The organism is Rahnella sp. P4_A8 (assembly GCF_056402435.1).
Genome location: NZ_JBFUHK010000021.1, coordinates 40032 through 56753, shown reverse-complemented (window position 1 = coordinate 56753; position 16722 = coordinate 40032). Strand labels below are relative to the sequence as shown.

Sequence of the window (16722 nt, the reverse complement as noted above, 5' to 3'; positions counted from 1 at the left end):
GGATGAGCGAAGTCAGTCTGGCGCCTGGTCGCCGGCTTTCTGAAATTCGCCAGCAACTCGGGATGTCACAGCGCAAAGCCGCCGAGTTGTCTGGCCTGACACACAGCGCCATCAGCACCATCGAACAGGATAAAGTCAGCCCCGCCGTCAGTACGTTGCAAAAGTTATTGCGGGTTTACGGGCTGTCACTTTCGGAGTTTTTCGCCGAAGAACATAAAAGTAACGCGCCGCGTATCGTGATTAATGCGGCGGATTTAATTGAAATCGGCAGCCGCGGCGTGTCCATGCGCATGGTCCACAACGGCACGCCAAACCATACCGTTGCCATGTTGCTGGAAACCTATCAGCCCGGCAGCACCACAGGTGACAAAATCAAACATCAGGGTGAGGAAGTCGGCACCCTGTTAGAAGGAGAAATCATCTTAACCGTCAACGGTCAGAGTTACCCGCTGCGTGCGGGGCAAAGTTATGCCATTAACACCGCGAACCCTCATAGTTTCAGTAATATTTCGACGCGGATTTGCAGGATTGTCAGCGCGCATACCCCTAATACCTTCTAGTTGTCATCGGCTCCGGGCGTGGCAACGGGAACCCGAAGAAGGATGTCATCATGACTGCTCAAACAGGAAGTCCCCGCGCTGCCGGTGTGCCGCACACCGACAGCTATTACGCCAGTTCTGTCAACGACCACGCCCCGTGGCCGGAACTGACAGACAATATTGAGTGCGATGTCTGCATTGTCGGTGCCGGTTTTACCGGCATTTCTTCTGCTTTATATCTGTGTGAGGCCGGTTACGATGTGGTGGTGCTTGAGGCCGCACGGGTCGGCTGGGGCGCCAGCGGGCGTAACGGCGGGCAGGTGGTCAACTCTTACAGCCGCGATATTGATGTGATTGAAGACCGCTACGGACGGCAGACCGCTGATATGCTCGGCAGCATGATGTTTGAAGGGGCGAACATCATCCGTCAGCGCATCGATCAGTATGYCATCGACTGTGACTATCGCCCCGGCTGTATTTTTGCCGCGCTGAGTGCACGCCAGCTTTCGAAACTGCGCGACCAGCAAAAACTGTGGAACCGTTACGGCCATACTGAACTGACCCTGCTGGATGAAACCGCCGTGCGGCGCGAAATCGCCACCGACCGTTACGTCGGCGGGCTGCTGGATAAAAATGGCGGCCACCTTCATCCGCTGAATCTGGTGCTGGGCGAAGCCGAAGCGGTGCGGCGTCATGGCGGGCGCATATTTGAAGGATCGGCAGTCACGCGCATTGACCACGGCGAACCGGCGTTAGTGCACACGGCCAAAGGTCAGGTCAGCGCCAAATATGTGATTCTGGCGGGCAACGCCTATCTGAGTCAGCAGCTTGCGCCGCGCCTCACGCGTCTCAGCATGCCGTGTGGCTCGCAGATTGTCGCCACAGAACCCCTGTCGGATGACATGGCACTCTCACTGTTGCCCAACAATTACTGCGTCGAAGACTGCAATTATCTGCTCGATTATTTCCGTCTCACCGCTGACAACCGGATGCTGTACGGCGGCGGTGTGACCTACGGCGGTAAAAATCCGCCGAATATCGATTCGGTGATCCTGCCCAAACTTAACCGCACCTTTCCGCAGCTTAAAGGCGTCAAGATTGATTACCGCTGGGGCGGCAATTTCCTGCTGACGTTATCGCGCCTGCCGCAATTTGGCCGGCTGGAAAATAACATCTATTACATGCAGGGTGACAGCGGGCATGGCGTGACGCTGACGCATCTGGCCGGGAAGCTCATCACCGAAATGCTGCGCGGAGACGCCGAACGTTTTGATGCGTTCGCCCGTTTACCGCATATGCCGTTCTTCGGTGGCCGCAATTTCCAGGTGCCATTTACCATGCTGGGCGCGGCGTATTATTCCCTGCGCGACCGCCTGGGCGTGTAATCCTTTCATCCTGCAAAGCCCCGCAGTTTAACTGCGGGGAAATCCCTGTGTCAGCCTTTACCCGCCACCGGAAATTCGCTGTCAGTGCCGACTTCGGGCAACTCATTCAGATCTGGCTCGATCCCTTGCGAAATGTAATCTTTTGCCGCAATCGACTGTTCATTGCCTTGTGCGTCGCGGATAAGCACATGTTTGATCGCGCCATCTTTCATCACCTCACGGTGTACACCGGTAAATTCACTCATTGTGGTTTCCTTTTTGATGAACTGCACGTAGACATCGCTCATCTTTAAGCATAGTTTTTTATTCTTAAGTGCAACTAATAAAAATCCTAAATGACCTCAGCAACGCGCTCATTTTCCTGATAAATTAGAGGTATTGTCACTGATGACGACACCGCACGCCCCCGCACCACTCATGCCTTACAAGGAGAACGCTCTTGGACGCCAGCACGATTAATACTCTTTTCTTTATTGGCGCCCTGTTAGTCGCAGCGAGCATTTTGCTCAGTTCGTTCTCTTCTAAGCTTGGCATCCCTATTTTAGTCATTTTCCTGGCGATCGGCATGCTGGCAGGCATCGACGGAATTGGCGGCATTGCGTTTGATAATTACCCCGCCGCCTATCTGGTCAGCAACCTGGCGCTGGCGGTGATTTTGCTCGACGGCGGCATGCGTACCCGCGCCTCTTCCTTTCGTGTTGCCCTGTGGCCCGCGCTGTCGCTGGCGACGGTCGGCGTTCTGATTACCGCCGGTCTGACCGGGCTGGCCGCCGCGTGGTTATTCAATATCAACCTGATGCAGGGTTTACTGATTGGCGCGATTATCGGTTCAACCGATGCGGCAGCCGTCTTCTCGCTGATTGGCGGTAAAGGTCTGAACGAACGTGTCAGCGCCACGCTGGAAATTGAATCCGGCAGCAACGACCCGATGGCGGTATTCCTGACCATCACCCTGATCGACATGATTTCCAAAGGTGAACACGGCCTGAGCCTGATGTTTGTGGTGGATGTGGTGCGCCAGTTTGGCCTCGGCATTGTGTTTGGTGTGGGCGGCGGCTGGCTGCTGCACAAGCTGATTAATAAGATTACGCTGGCGGCCGGGCTGTATCCGCTGCTGGCGTTCAGCGGTGGTTTGCTGGTGTACGCGGCAACCATGTCACTGGAAGGCAGCGGCATTCTGGCGGTGTATCTGTGCGGCCTGATGCTCGGCAATATGCCCATCCGCAACCGTCACGGTATTTTGCAAACCTTCGACGGGCTGGCATGGCTCAGCCAGATTGGTATGTTCCTGGTGCTCGGTTTGCTGCTGACGCCCAGCGATCTGTTGCCGATTGCCATCGCGGCGCTGGCGCTGTCATTGTGGATGATCCTGCTGGCACGTCCGCTGTCGGTGTTTGTCAGCCTGATCCCGTTCAAAAACTTTACCCTGCGCGAACGCTTCTTTATCTCGTGGGTTGGCCTGCGCGGTGCGGTACCGATCATTCTGGCGGTATTCCCGATGATGGCCGGACTGCCTAATGCCACGCTGTATTTTAATGTCGCCTTCTTTATCGTGCTGGTCTCCTTGCTGCTTCAGGGGACGTCATTAGGCTTTGCGGCCAAAAAAGCCAAAGTGCTGGTGCCGCCGCAACCGACGCCGATTTCCCGCGTCGGTCTGGATATCGATGTGTATAACGACTGGGAACAGTTCGTGTATCAGCTCGGCTCCGATAAATGGTGCGTCGGCGCGGCACTGCGTGATCTGCAAATGCCGCAGGCGACACGGATTGCAGCGCTGTTCCGTGGCAAAGAGATGCTGCATCCGACCGGCAGTACGCGGCTGAAGGAAGGCGATATTCTGTGTGTCATCGGACAGGAAAAAGATTTACCGGAGCTGGGTAAATTGTTCAGCGACAGCAATAAAGTGGTGCTTGATGATCGTTTCTTCGGTGATTTCATTCTGCAGGCCGATGCCCCGCTGGATGCGATTTCTCAGTTATATGGCCTGAATCTGGAAGACACCGTGGATCAGTCGCAAACCCTGGGACATTTCGTCATTAAGCTGCTCGGAGGCGAACCGGTGATCGGTGACCATATCGAATGGGACGGACTGACGTGGACGATTGCGGAAATGGAAGGAAATCGGGTGAGTAAAGTCGGCGTGAGGATTGTGACGCAGAAGGCTTAAATTCCGGCTCCTTCCCCTCTCACGAGGGGAAGGAAAACGTATTACTGAGCAGCCTGCGGGTCTTTGTCGTAGTCTGAACAGGACTGATAACCTTTGTTCATGACATGACCGGTGTCGTTAAAGCTGACGAAGTAGGTCTGTGCTTTACCATCACGCGGGGCGACCGCATAAGTCTGACAAGTCCCTTTGGCGTGGATCAGCGTCGCTTCCGTTGACGGTGGTCCTGCAATGGCACGAACCTGCGATTTCGTCATCCCGACTTTCACATCGCTGACTACCGGTTCTTTAACGTAACTCGCCGCACGGTCATAAGTCTGACACCCTGCCAGTACCGAAACTGCTGTAGCAACCACAAGTAACATTTTCTTGTTCATAACTTCTCCTCCTGAGTATTTTTGTATTGTTAAGCATAGAAGACATAAGGGATTTAGCCAGCCGATATGACTTCTATTTATTAATTGCACCATATTTTAAGTTTTTTCTGATAACCGGAATGGAGATTTTTAGCGCTGCCTGACATGCATTTTTATGTGTGCAAAAAGAAGATATTCAGGGCTTTTTGATCTATACATGAAAGAGGTAAGCCATTGATTGCTCGACAAGGAGCTATTACTGATGCATTTGGATCGACGCCGGTTTGTGACTTTGCTGGGTGTTATAGCCCTGATGCCGATACCCCAAACGGGCTTCGCGACTCCCCGGGAGGTTGCCATGGATACTCTGCGGATTGATAAACCCGACGGCGGTGTGCCGAATAATACGTTACCGGTGCTGATTTATCACCGCGTCATTCCGCCTGATACCCCCGATAATGCCGACTATCTCGAACACCTTTTCCGCGCCAACGGCTGGCCGCCGCAGTGGCGTTATCCCGTCTATACCTTTACGCATTTTCATTCCAACACACCTGAAGTGCTGGGTGTTTTTGCCGGTACGGCGAAGCTGCAACTGGGCGGCGAACACGGCAATATTATCGAAGTGAAAGTCGGCGATGTGTTACTGCTTCCGGCCGGAATCGGCCATAAACAGATTTCTGCCGATGACGATTTTATGCTGGTCGGCGCGTATCCGCCGGGCATCAAAGCCGATTTATGCCATGACGAATTGCCGCAACTGGCGGCTCGCACCAAAGCGGTGAACGCCGTCCCGCTGCCCGCGACGGATCCGGTGACCGGACACAGCGAAGGCAGCATGCTGGTGTGGCATCAGAAATAACCGGGCATCACGCGGCGGTCAGGGCAAACCGCGCCACGGCTTTTTCCAGACGCTGCGACTGGTCCAGCAACTGCTGGGAAGATGCCGCCGCATGATCCGCCAGTTTGCCGTTTTGCAGCGTCACATGATTAAGCGCGGTAATGCGTTCGGAGACATCGTGAACACTTTGCCCCTGATACAACGTCGCTGCCGAAATCTCACTGACTAACGTGCTCAGGCCGTTGAAGATATGAATTATCTCTTCCAGACTTTGCCCCAGCACCGTAACGGATGCCGAACCGCGATCAATTTGCTGCACGGAATCATCAATCAGCTGGTGAATGCCGCGCGTCGAATGGCTGCTCTTTTGCGCCAGCAGACCGATTTCTTTCGCCACCACCGCAAATCCGCGTCCGTGCTGTCCGGCATGCGCCGCTTCAATCGCCGCATTCAGCGCCAGAATATTGGTCTGAAACGCCACGCTGTCGATCATCGAGACAATACTGCTCATTTCTGAAGACTGGCTGACAATCTCTTTCATCGCGGTATCCACCTGCCCCATCACTTCCCCGCCGCGCGTCGCCACGCCTTTCGCCTGCTCGGCGCGTTGACTGGCCTGCAACGCATAGGCGGCGTTTTCTTTCACACGTTCATTAAGATGGGTGATGTGTTCAGTGGCAGCGCTGAGTTCTTCGCTCTGAATGGCGGCCTGTGCCGATAATTCCTCGTTACCCTTTGCCATCTGATTGATATTGATCATGATATGCGAGGAGGCATCGCGCACTTCACTGACCAGTTTTTGCAGGCCGCGCTGCATGTTGCGCAGGCTGACACCCAGCTCGCGGACTTCAATCACCCGCGCGTGGTCATCTTCGACATCGCGCGATAAATCCCCGGCAGCCAGCACGCTGATGTGCCCGATCATGCGTTGCAACGGACGGATAATCCACGCAGACACACCGCGCCAGACCAGCACCGCAATCACCGCCAGAATGACCAGCGCGCCCATAAACAGCGTTTTCGCCTGCGTCAGCGCATTGAGTAAGCGGTCGCTCAGGGACACCGCTGTGTGCTCATTAACCGCCAGATAAGCATAATATTTCTGGCTGAAGTCATCCTGAAACGCCTGGACCGGCACTTCAAAGAAGGAATCGATATTGTTGTTCTTTTGCAGACCGTTCGCCTGTTCCCGCAAGCCGTCGTAGAACATCTGATAGCTGGATTTCAGCTCGGTGGCAGCCGTATCGGCGTTTTTCGTCATACCTTCGAATTGTGCAAACGCTTTTTGCGACGCGGCAAGCGAACCCAGCGATTCTTCCATCAGGCTGTTCCAGCTCCCGACCGAGCCGGTTTCTTTATCCTGCATGTAATAAATACCGGCACGGTTCAGTTTGTCGCTGGCCATCAGCAGTTCCATACGGGCTTTATCCATGACGGCTTGCTGCTGACGCAGACTTTCGGTGGCAATAACGTTGTTATGTGCATCCTGCAGGATTTTGGTGAGCACCACGGTGGAGAAGATTTGCAAAGCAGAAAACAGGGCGATAACGCAAATTACCCCGAAAAGGATCCCCCGCGGACGTTTGATGAAACCCGATCGAAACAATCTGTTGAATGGCATTTTACCAATAAGTGAACGAGAAGTTAAATTCATGATTATTCTGCATTATTTAGAGAAGAAACAGAATTTTACTCGCGGGAAATGACAGAAGTATTTCAGGGAGCGGCGCTGAACCGCTCCCTGCGATTACTTATTGTTTCGGGAAGATCCACACATGGTTTTCGGGAAGTGCCAGACGGCAATGCTGCGGGTCGCGCACATCGGTGCCGTAAGCTCGGATCACAAAATCATCACCAGTTGTGCGGAACAGATATTCCCAGCGGTCACCGAGATACATGCTGGTCAGAAGCGGTAATTCCAGCTGATTCTCGCCCGGCCCGTCGGCCAGCACCACCCGTTCGACGCGGATCACCGCCGTCCCTTCTTGCCCGGCCTGCACCCCCTCACCCGCCAGCCCCCACAGCACCCAGTCGCTGCCTTCGATACGCGCTTTACCCTCACGCACTTCGGTGACTTTGCCGTGCAGACGATTGTTGCTGCCCATAAATTCTGCGGTAAACAGGGTTTTCGGCGAACCGTACATTTCCTGCGGCGTACCCTGCTGTTCAATTTTGCCGTTGTTGAGCAAAAGAATACGGTCAGAAATCGCCATCGCTTCATTCTGGTCATGCGTCACCATCAGCGCCGACAGTCCGAGTTTAATGATCAGTTCGCGCAGGAACACCCGCGCCTCTTCACGCAGTTTGGCATCCAGGTTTGACAGCGGCTCATCGAGCAAAATCACCGGCGGGTTGTAGACCAGCGCACGGCCAATCGCCACGCGCTGCTGCTGACCGCCGGAAAGCTGATGCGGGTGGCGCTTGCCCAGATGCCCGAGGCCCAGCTGATTCAGCACATCCTGTACGCGCCGGGTAATTTCACCCGCCGAAACCTTACGTAATTTCAGCGGATACGCCACGTTCTCAAACACGGTTTTATGCGGCCACAGGGCGTAAGACTGAAACACCAGCCCGAGATTGCGCTCTTCGGCCGGAATTTCGCTGCGCGGTGTGCCGTCATAAACTTTGTTTTTGCCAATGACGATAGTGCCTTTCACCGGCTTTTCCAGCCCGGCGACGGCACGCAGCAAGGTGGTTTTTCCGCTGCCGGAAGGCCCGAGCAATGACACCACTTCGCCGCGTTTCAGATCCATGGAAACGCCCTTCAGCACCGGATTATCACCATAAGTCAGGTGCAGATTGTCGACAGATAATTCAATCATGTAATTTCACTCCGAAACGAAGGGCAATACCCAGACCTAACACCACCAGCAGGATGTTAATAAAGGAGAGCGCGGCAACAATATCAATGGCGCCCGCCGCCCACAGGGAAACCAGCATCGAGCCGATGGTTTCCGTACCCGGCGACAGCAGATAGACACCGGTGGAATATTCACGCTCGAAAATCAGGAACATCAGCAGCCACGAGCCAATCAGGCCGTAACGCGACAGCGGAATGGTAACGTGGCGGGTGATCTGCCCGCGGGTCGCCCCGGTACTGCGCGCCGCCTCTTCCAGCTCCGGCCCGACCTGCAACAGTGTCGAGGAAATCAGCCGCAGACCATACGCCATCCACACCACGGTATACGCCAGCCAGACGCTGAAAATCGTACTGCGCAACGATCGCAACCAGACCACCAGGTTATCGCGCAACCACTGTGACCACGGCATGCCAGAAAGCCAGCCGGATTTGAGCGCGTTATCGAGCCACATCGGCAGGAACAGGAACACCCACAGGAAGGCCAGACCGGCCAGCAGCCCCGGCACCGCACGCGGCACCAGTACACTGTAATCAAGGAAACGGGTGACGCCGTCGGGTTTACGGTGCATCGCAATACCGATAAACAGATAACAGGCCACTGCCAGCGCGCCACCAATGACGCCAATGGCCATCGAGTTGACGATAGCGCGCAGCAGGTTCGGCTGTTCCCAGATAGTGCGGAACGTGTTGAGCGAGAGTTCATCCCAGATGGAAACCCCGACGCCCCAGTTAGAGATAAATGCACGCAGCATCACACCAATCAGCGGAACGCCGATGGTCACCGTCAGCCAGAACGCCACCACAGCCCCGGCCACCCAGCGCCATTTTCCAAGCGGTAAAGCACGCGCCTGCGACGCTTTACCTTTCACCGTCACGAAGCGGTTGGCGGTACGCATCAGGCGGCGCTGCAACATCACCAGCGGAATAGTGATACAAATCAGCACCACGGCAACCGCAGCCATCAGATGATAAGACGGCGTACCAAGTTTGTTGGTCAGCTGATAAAGATAGGTCGCCAGCACCATGTTGCCTTCCGGGTCACCCAGTACCAGCATCAGGCCGAACACTTCCAGCCCGAGGAAGAACAGCAAAACGGTGGCGTACAGAATCGACGGGCGCACCATCGGCAGACTGACCGCCGTCATCACCTGTAACGGCGAGGCGCCTGCGGTTCGCGCGGCTTCCTCAACATCCGACCCGACGCTGCGCAACGCCGAGGAGATATACAGATAGGCGTGAGGAACATGCGTCAGACCGGCAATCACCACGATGCTCGACATGTCGTAGATGTTCCACGGCACGAAACCGAGGATCGCCTGTGCCCACAGTGAAAAGAACCCGACCGGTCCGGCGGCCACCACGTAACCGAAACCTAATACCATCGGCGACACAAAAATCGGCACCAGGATCAGCGGTTCAATCACGCGTCTGCCCGGCAAATCCGTACGCACCATCAGGAACGCCAGAATACCGCCAAGCGGGATGGCGATGACCACCAGCCCGAAGGCCAGAATAAAGCCGCTTTTCAGGGCCTTGTAGAAATCCGGATCAGTAAAGATGAATCCAAAGGATTCGAGGCTCCATTCTTTCGACGGCGAAAAGAACGGCGCGGAGAGGAAACTCTGTATCACGATGAACGACAACGGAATGTAGATAACCAGCGCCGTTATCAACACCACAATGCCGCGCGGCAGGCTCTGCCACTTTCTGCGCAATGCATTCATGTTACTTCCCTTCGGTTAGAAACAAGGAGAGCGAAATCAGGCAGGAAAAAGGAAGCGCGGCGGAAAGTGACGCGCTTCAATATGTCACTACTTGGCAGCAGCGGTACGCCACTGTTTGATGTAATCCAGGCGTTTTTTCTGTTGCAGGTATTCCAGCAGGGTTTCATCCACCGGGATGGGTTTGAGCGCGTTGCCCAGCATTTTGGTCATACCATCGATATCATTTTTGCCTTCGATATCGTTACGGATGGAGGGAATGTCAGCCTGATTGGCCAGAATGCTCTGCCCCTTCTCGGACAAGACATAGTCAAGCCACAGTTTGGCCGCGTTGCTGTTTTTCGATTCCTGACTGATGAAGGAAACGCGGGAAAGCACCAGGGTGTAATCCTTCGGATAAGAAATCCCCAGTGACGGGTCAGTTTTAGCGCGGGCTTCGGCGTAGGAACCCAGGATGTTAAAGCCGATCAGGTTTTCGCCGGAAGAGACACGTTCCATCATGGTGCCGGTAGAGGATTGCACTGCTAAGCCGCCTTTGGCCACATCCGCCAGCGTCTTGAAATAATTCGGATCGGCTTTGAAATCCTGTACGGACAGCATGAAGCCGAGACCGGATTTCTCAATATCGTAAGTCGTGACTTTTTTGTTGAACTTTTCGGTCTGGCTGGCGATCAGTTTTGCCAGTGCCGCATGGGAATCAGGCACATCACCGGCCGGGATCAGGCGTTTGTTATAGATAAACACTACCGGTTCATACGTCGTGCCGTAGGCTTTTTCTTTCCACACTGCCCATTTTGGCAGTTGCCCCTGTTCAGGGGATTTATATTCCTGCGCGTAGTCGGTCGCCAGTTTCAGCGCGGTATCCATCGAGGAACTCCAGACCACGTCGCCGCTGGTGCCGCCCGCCGCCTGTTCGCTGATATAACGGTTGTACAGCTCGGTGCTGTTCATGTCGTTGTATTCGACTTTAATGCCCGGATACGTCGCCTCGAAGCCCTGGATCAGCGGGCCAGCGGCTTTGGTGTCAGTCGTGGAATAGACCACGACTTTGCCTTCTTTAGTCGCCGCATCGACGATTTTTTGATAGTCAGCCGGGTAGCCTTGAGGTAATGCAGACATTGCAGAGGAAGACATCATTACAGCCAGAGCAATCAGAGAGATACGTAATTTATTCGACATTATTGTTAACCTCTAGTTACATTTGGGAAACTAAAAATCAACATAACGCATAACATCGGACAGGCAATAGGGTAACGTTTTTATCTTCCCGATTTGTGATTCGTGGCGTTTTTTAAGCAATTAACACCATAAAAACCACGGTGGAAAACGCAAAACAGGCCCTCTGAATGGCCTGTTTTTAAGGACAGAAAACGGGGATTATTTAAAATATCCGGCGGTATCAATATCGGTCAGTAAATCCTGATGTACGGGTTTCCAGCCCAAAATATCGCGGGTGATCTGACTTGAGGTCGGATTATTTAATGAGGCAAAATGGGTAAACCAGCCAAAATGTGTCGCCAGATCTGGCCCGTTTTTACTCACCACTGGCAGGTTCAGGTGCTTACCGATGAGGGTGGCAATCTCACGGAATGGCACACCTTCTTCTGCATTCGCGTGATAAATCGCATTCTGCGCGCCCTTCTCCAGTGCCAGCACAAACACTTGCGCGGCATCAAAACGGTTCACCGCCGGCCAGCGGTTTTCGCCATCCCCCGCCCCCGGATACGCTGATTCCCCCTTTTCCCGCGCCAGCGCAATGAGCAGCGGCACAAATCCATGATCGCCCGCGCCATGCACCGATGGCGGGAGACGCACCAGTGACACCCGCACGCCCTGCTCTGCCAGTTTAGCGACGGCAAGATCGGACGCCACGCGAGGATTTTGCCCGTACGGATCGGGTAAATCATTTTCCGTAGCCAGACGGCCATTGTTCACCAGCGCCGTGCCGGAGGTGACGATCAGCGGTTTATGGGTGCCCTTCAGCGCAGCGCCTAATGCGCCAATCGCCAGCCGGTCTTTTTCACAATTTTCCAGAAACTTCGAAAAGTCATGGATAAACGCGATGTGGATCACCCCGTCGGCCTGCGCGGCGCCGGATGCGAGGCTCTCAAGATCTTCAATACTGCCGCGATGAACACCGGCACCCGCTTCGGTCAGCGCCTGCGCCGAGGCATCCGAACGGGCCAGCCCCAGCACCTGATGACCGGCCCGCAGCAATTCCTGAACCACCGCAGAACCGACAAAACCTGTTGCACCTGTCACAAATACACGCATTGCGAATTTCCCCGTTGTTGGCTAAACCTGTCGTGGCTACAAAAGCCCAGGACTTACGTCATAAAATATAGGGGCTGGAGGAAAGACGATCTATGCGCTAATGTCCGCATTATCTTTGCAATCGTCCGGAGTCGCTGATGGACCCTCTTTCTGATGTGTTATCACTGCTGAAGCCGCGCAGTTATATGTCCAAAGGTTTTGAAGCCGGAGGCGCCTGGTCGGTGCAATTTCCCGACCATTATCAGTCGATTAAATGTAACGCGATTATTCGCGGTGAATGCTGGCTGGCAGTCGATTCCGTGCCAGGCGCAGTGCATCTGAAAGCAGGAGACTGCTTTGTGTTACCCAGCGGACGCCCGTTCCGGCTGGCCAGCGATCTTAGCCTTCCGTCCGTCGATGCCGGGCCCATTTTCCAGCAGGCGCAGGATGGCGGAACGGTTTCCTGTAACGGCGGCCAGGATTTCTTCCTCACCGGCAGCCGGTTTGCGGTCAGCGGCGCAAACGCCTCTACCCTGCTGGCGATGCTGCCGCCGGTGGTGCATATCTCAAAAGAATCCGACAGAGCCAGCCTGCGCTGGGCGGTTGAACGGATGATGCAGGAACTGCGTGACCAGCGTCCCGGCGGCTTGCTTATTGCGCAGCATATGGCGCACATGATGCTGGTACAGGCGCTGCGGATGCACGTCGATAACGCGCCGGAAGGTGAAACCAGCGGCTGGTTTGCCGCACTGGCCGATAAGCAGTTATCCAAAGCGCTGAATGCAATGCATGAAAACCCGGCGCAGCGCTGGACGGTGCAAACGCTGGCAGAACGGGCGGGTATGTCGCGTTCTGTATTTTCTCAAAAATTCAAACAGGCTGTGGGCAGTGCGCCGCTGGAATACCTGACGCGCTGGCGGATGTTGCTGGCTGGCGACCGGCTGGCGAATACTAAAGAACCGGTATCAGCCGTGGCGCTTTCGCTTGGGTACGAATCAGAAAGTGCTTTCAGTACGGCGTTCAAACGCACACTGGGATGTTCGCCAAGGCAATACGGGCAGAAAGAAGCCGTCTGAAGAATAAGTGGAGGGGCAAAGGGGGAATTTCAGATACAAAAAAAGCCGCTAATCACTTAGCAGCTTTATTGTGTTGTTTATGGCGGAGGAGGAGAGATTCGAACTCTCGAATGGTTTCCCATCGCCGGTTTTCAAGACCGGTGCCTTCAGCCGCTCGGCCACCCCTCCGTAAACAACAAGTACGTTACGACCTCAGTCGTTCAGTACGGGGCGTAGTATACAAGACCGGAAAAAAGATGCAAATATTATTTTCAGTCTAGTTTGTTGATTTTATGAGCATTTAAACCGCGTACACAAAGTCGGGCATAAATGACAGAGACAAAAAAAGCCGCTAATTGCTTAGCAGCTTTCTTGTGTTGTTTATGGCGGAGGAGGAGAGATTCGAACTCTCGAATGGTTTCCCATCGCCGGTTTTCAAGACCGGTGCCTTCAGCCGCTCGGCCACCCCTCCGCAACGAAGCGAACTATAAACAGTGCCGATCCGCTTGTAAAGCCTGATTCTGTTCTGATTGCCTGAAAAACAGGCATTCGGTTCGCAAGCGGCGATTTAAGCATCATTTCGGTGATTTTGACGTCAGGATACCGCGCCGTGCCCCGCTCCGGGCAGGTAAAGAAGGGTAAAACGTCTTTAATGACGCACCGCAACTACTTACACTGCAACCTGTTTGTATTTTCACCGACTCCAATTAGATACCCAAAATAATTTGGGTCGCAGGAAGGCGGCAAGAGAGGGAGTCCCGATGAGCTTACGCAGGTAAGTGATTCGGGTGACCGGGCGAAGCCAACGCATCTGCGACACAAAGTATGAAGGGCTTAAGTGAGAATTTTATTATGAACCGCATGGATCGTATCGTTGCATCTTCGTCATCATCACGCGCTGGCTCGTTGCTAAGCACGCACCGGGTGCTGCGTAATACTTATTTCCTGTTAGCACTGACTTTGGGCGTATCCGCGATTACTGCGACAGCAAGTACGGTTCTGAGATTGCCGTCCCCCGGTTTTCTGCTGACCATCGTTGGCTTCTATGGCCTGATGTTTCTGACCTACCGCACAGCCAACAGCCCGGCGGGTATTTTATCTGCCTTCGCGCTGACCGGTTTTATGGGGTATACGCTGGGGCCACTGCTGAGTTCGCTGCTTTCCGTCGGTGCCGGTGACATTATTATGCTGGCACTGGGCGGCACTGCGCTGGTGTTCTTCTGCTGTTCAGCCTATGTGCTGACCACGCGCAAAGATATGTCGTTCCTGTCCGGCATGATGATGGCAGGTTTTGTGGTGCTGCTGGTGGCGGTTATCGCTAACCTGTTCCTGCAAATTCCTGCGCTGTCACTGGCGATCAGTTGCCTGTTTATTTTGTTCTCCGCAGGCGCAATCCTGTGGGAAACCAGCAATATTATTCATGGCGGCGAAACCAACTATATTCGGGCGACCGTCAGCCTGTATGTCTCGCTGTACAACATTTTTGTCAGCCTGCTGAGCATTCTGGGCCTGTCATCACGTAACTGATAAAGCCTGAAGTGGATCGAAGCCCCGCCTGCGTGCGGGGCTTTTTATTTTGTCTGACCGGCGTTTTTGCTAAACTAACTGCCGCATTTTTACAGGTTTGAGGTTGTATGCTGGAGTTTGAAGGTCAGGTTATTGAAACCGACGCTCAGGGTTACCTGAAAAACAGTCAGGAGTGGCAGGAAGGCATGGCGCCGCTGCTGGCGGAAGAAGAAGGGATCGTTCTGACTGACGCCCACTGGGAAGTCGTGCGGTTTGTGCGCGAGTTTTACCTCGAATTCAATACTTCTCCCGCCGTACGCATGCTGGTGAAAGCAATGGCGCAGAAATATGGCGAAGAGAAAGGCAACAGCCGCTATCTGTTCCGGCTGTTCCCGAAAGGTCCGGCCAAACAGGCAACCAAAATTGCGGGCCTGCCGAAACCGGTGAAGTGCTTGTGAAAGATTTCAGTATTTGATTTTAAAATCGCTGTAATTGCCAGGCGCGGTCGGTTCACTCAGTACGCGATCAACACGTGCATGTTTCGGCCCGCCCTGCTTTAGCCAGGCTAGCAACTGATCTACTTTCTCCTGCTCTCCGCACGCCACCACTTCGACGCTGCCATCCTCAAGATTTTTCGCGTAACCGCTCAGACCGAGACCGGTGGCCTGATGCTGGGTCGCAAAACGAAAACCGACGCCCTGCACCATGCCGTACACATAGGCGGCTATACTGACTGTTGCCATAATATTCTCTCCGTTAGCGGTATGGTTCGTTGCAATTTGACCTGCATGACCGGACAATGTCGCTCTTTTTTGTCTCCGAACCGACAGAACCTAATTTTATGACTGCACGTTTAATTCTGGCCAAAGGCCGTGAAAAATCACTTCTTCGTCGCCACCCGTGGGTGTTTTCCGGCGCGGTTTCGCGCATCGAAGGTAAAGCCAATTCCGGCGAGACTATAGATATTGTAGACAGTCAGGGAAAATGGCTGGCGCGCGGCGCCTATTCGCCGTCCTCGCAGATCCGTGCGCGCGTCTGGACATTCAAACAAGATGAAGACATTGATATCGCGTTCTTCATCCGCCGTTTACAACAGGCGCAGAGCTGGCGCGATTATATCGCTAAGCGCGACGGACTGGACGGTTACCGCCTGATTGCTGGGGAATCCGACTGCCTGCCAGGTATCACTATCGACCGCTTCCAGAATTTCCTGGTGCTGCAATTGCTGTCAGCCGGTGCGGAATATCAGCGTGCCCCGCTGATTGCTGCACTGCAACATTGCTATCCGGAATGTGCAATCTGGGATCGTTCCGACGTGGCCGTGCGTAAAAAAGAAGGGCTGGAACTGGCTCAGGGACACGTATTTGGCGACGAGCCTCCTGCCTTGTTGCCGATTCAGGAACACGGAATGAGCCTGCTGGTGGATATTAAAGAAGGTCACAAAACCGGTTTCTATCTTGACCAGCGTGACAGCCGCCTTGCCGCACGTAATTATGCCGCAGGCCGCAACGTTCTGAACTGTTTCTCTTATACCGGCGCTTTCGCGGTGTCTGCGCTGATGGGCGGCTGTACAAAAGTCACCAACGTGGATACCTCCCAGGCAGCGCTCGACGTGGCCCGTCAGAACGTTGAACTGAATAAACTGGATCTGTCGAAAGCAGAATTCGTGCGTGAAGACGTGTTCCAGTTGCTGCGCAAATACCGCACCGAAGGCCAGCAGTTCGATATGATCGTGATGGATCCGCCGAAATTCGTTGAGAACAAAAACCAGCTGGCAAGCGCCTGCCGTGGTTACAAAGACATTAATATGCTGGCGTTGCAACTGTTACGTCCGGGGGGGATTCTGCTGAGTTTCTCCTGCTCCGGATTGTTGCCAACGGATTTATTCCAGAAAATTCTGGCTGATGCGGCGCTGGATGCCGGTCGTGAGATCCAGTTCGTCGAGCAGTTCCGTCAGGCAGCCGACCATCCGGTGACCGGCGCTTACCCTGAAGGCCTATATCTGAAAGGGTTCGCCTGCCTGGTAATGAACTGACAAAATA

Annotated in this window: 16 protein-coding genes and 2 tRNA genes; 8 read left to right on the top strand and 10 right to left on the bottom strand. The window is 54.3% G+C overall.

The genetic code is table 11. The features are described from left to right. Positions 1–2 precede the first annotated feature (2 nt). Complete coding sequence (puuR, locus tag AC1DUO_RS12995; protein ID WP_013574900.1) at positions 3–560, top strand: HTH-type transcriptional regulator PuuR; 558 nt, start codon at positions 3–5, stop codon at positions 558–560. Between the two features lie 50 nt (positions 561–610). Continuing rightward, positions 611–1924 (top strand): NAD(P)/FAD-dependent oxidoreductase, encoded by a 1314-nt coding sequence (locus AC1DUO_RS12990; protein ID WP_477987552.1) that lies wholly within the window; start codon positions 611–613, stop codon positions 1922–1924. Positions 1925–1974: 50 nt separating this feature from the next. Here the strand turns inward: AC1DUO_RS12990 and AC1DUO_RS12985 are convergent, their stop codons facing one another. Next, positions 1975–2169 carry a hypothetical protein gene (locus AC1DUO_RS12985; protein ID WP_037036572.1) on the bottom strand — a complete coding sequence of 65 codons (195 nt, stop codon included), beginning with the start codon at positions 2167–2169 and terminating at the stop codon, positions 1975–1977. Between the two features lie 194 nt (positions 2170–2363). On the opposite strand from AC1DUO_RS12985, the gene AC1DUO_RS12980 reads away from it, so the two are divergent. Further along, positions 2364–4091 (top strand): potassium/proton antiporter, encoded by a 1728-nt coding sequence (locus AC1DUO_RS12980; protein WP_013574897.1) that lies wholly within the window; start codon positions 2364–2366, stop codon positions 4089–4091. A gap of 41 nt (positions 4092–4132) precedes the next feature. On the opposite strand, the gene osmE is transcribed toward AC1DUO_RS12980, so the two are convergent. Continuing rightward, on the bottom strand, positions 4133–4465 hold the full coding sequence (osmE, locus tag AC1DUO_RS12975) for an osmotically-inducible lipoprotein OsmE (RefSeq protein WP_013574896.1): 333 nt from the start codon (positions 4463–4465) through the stop codon (positions 4133–4135). Positions 4466–4706: 241 nt separating this feature from the next. On the opposite strand from osmE, the gene AC1DUO_RS12970 reads away from it, so the two are divergent. Then, the gene (locus tag AC1DUO_RS12970; protein ID WP_112151752.1) at positions 4707–5306 is read left to right on the top strand and encodes a cupin; all 600 of its coding nucleotides are present in this window, start codon (positions 4707–4709) and stop codon (positions 5304–5306) included. Positions 5307–5313: 7 nt separating this feature from the next. Here AC1DUO_RS12970 and AC1DUO_RS12965 read toward each other — a convergent pair whose 3' ends face one another. The 5 genes from AC1DUO_RS12965 to AC1DUO_RS12945 form a co-directional block, all read right to left on the bottom strand. Further along, complete coding sequence (locus AC1DUO_RS12965; protein WP_449632283.1) at positions 5314–6939, bottom strand: methyl-accepting chemotaxis protein; 1626 nt, start codon at positions 6937–6939, stop codon at positions 5314–5316. 97 nt (positions 6940–7036) lie between these two features. Further along, entirely contained in the window at positions 7037–8107 is a 1071-nt protein-coding gene (locus tag AC1DUO_RS12960; protein WP_013574893.1) for an ABC transporter ATP-binding protein, read from the bottom strand. Continuing rightward, a complete protein-coding gene (locus tag AC1DUO_RS12955) occupies positions 8100–9869 on the bottom strand; it encodes an ABC transporter permease (RefSeq protein WP_013574892.1) in 1770 nt (589 codons plus the stop codon). Before AC1DUO_RS12955 ends, AC1DUO_RS12960 begins: the two co-directional genes overlap by 8 nt. A gap of 87 nt (positions 9870–9956) precedes the next feature. Continuing rightward, positions 9957–11045, bottom strand: a complete 1089-nt coding sequence (locus AC1DUO_RS12950; protein WP_448311717.1) for an ABC transporter substrate-binding protein — start codon at positions 11043–11045, stop codon at positions 9957–9959. Between the two features lie 198 nt (positions 11046–11243). After that, complete coding sequence (locus AC1DUO_RS12945) at positions 11244–12140, bottom strand: SDR family oxidoreductase (RefSeq protein WP_449632282.1); 897 nt, start codon at positions 12138–12140, stop codon at positions 11244–11246. A 137-nt stretch (positions 12141–12277) separates the two neighbouring features. Here AC1DUO_RS12945 and AC1DUO_RS12940 point away from each other — a divergent pair, with 137 nt between their 5' ends. Continuing rightward, positions 12278–13195, top strand: coding sequence for an AraC family transcriptional regulator (locus AC1DUO_RS12940; RefSeq protein WP_013574889.1), 918 nt, complete (start codon positions 12278–12280; stop codon positions 13193–13195). Positions 13196–13275: 80 nt separating this feature from the next. On the opposite strand, the gene AC1DUO_RS12935 is transcribed toward AC1DUO_RS12940, so the two are convergent. Then, positions 13276–13363, bottom strand: a tRNA-Ser gene (locus AC1DUO_RS12935). Positions 13364–13558: 195 nt separating this feature from the next. After that, positions 13559–13646: transfer RNA gene (locus AC1DUO_RS12930), tRNA-Ser, on the bottom strand. A 389-nt stretch (positions 13647–14035) separates the two neighbouring features. On the opposite strand from AC1DUO_RS12930, the gene yccA reads away from it, so the two are divergent. Together yccA and tusE are read left to right on the top strand one after the other, a co-directional pair. After that, on the top strand, positions 14036–14701 hold the full coding sequence (gene yccA, locus AC1DUO_RS12925; RefSeq protein WP_015689627.1) for an FtsH protease modulator YccA: 666 nt from the start codon (positions 14036–14038) through the stop codon (positions 14699–14701). A 107-nt stretch (positions 14702–14808) separates the two neighbouring features. Beyond that, complete coding sequence (gene tusE / locus AC1DUO_RS12920) at positions 14809–15138, top strand: sulfurtransferase TusE (RefSeq protein WP_013574887.1); 330 nt, start codon at positions 14809–14811, stop codon at positions 15136–15138. A gap of 6 nt (positions 15139–15144) precedes the next feature. Here tusE and yccX read toward each other — a convergent pair whose 3' ends face one another. Continuing rightward, a complete protein-coding gene (gene yccX / locus AC1DUO_RS12915; protein ID WP_121019475.1) occupies positions 15145–15423 on the bottom strand; it encodes an acylphosphatase in 279 nt (92 codons plus the stop codon). Between the two features lie 98 nt (positions 15424–15521). On the opposite strand from yccX, the gene rlmI reads away from it, so the two are divergent. After that, positions 15522–16715 carry a 23S rRNA (cytosine(1962)-C(5))-methyltransferase RlmI gene (gene rlmI, locus AC1DUO_RS12910; RefSeq protein WP_015689626.1) on the top strand — a complete coding sequence of 398 codons (1194 nt, stop codon included), beginning with the start codon at positions 15522–15524 and terminating at the stop codon, positions 16713–16715. The last annotated feature ends 7 nt before the right edge of the window (positions 16716–16722 follow it).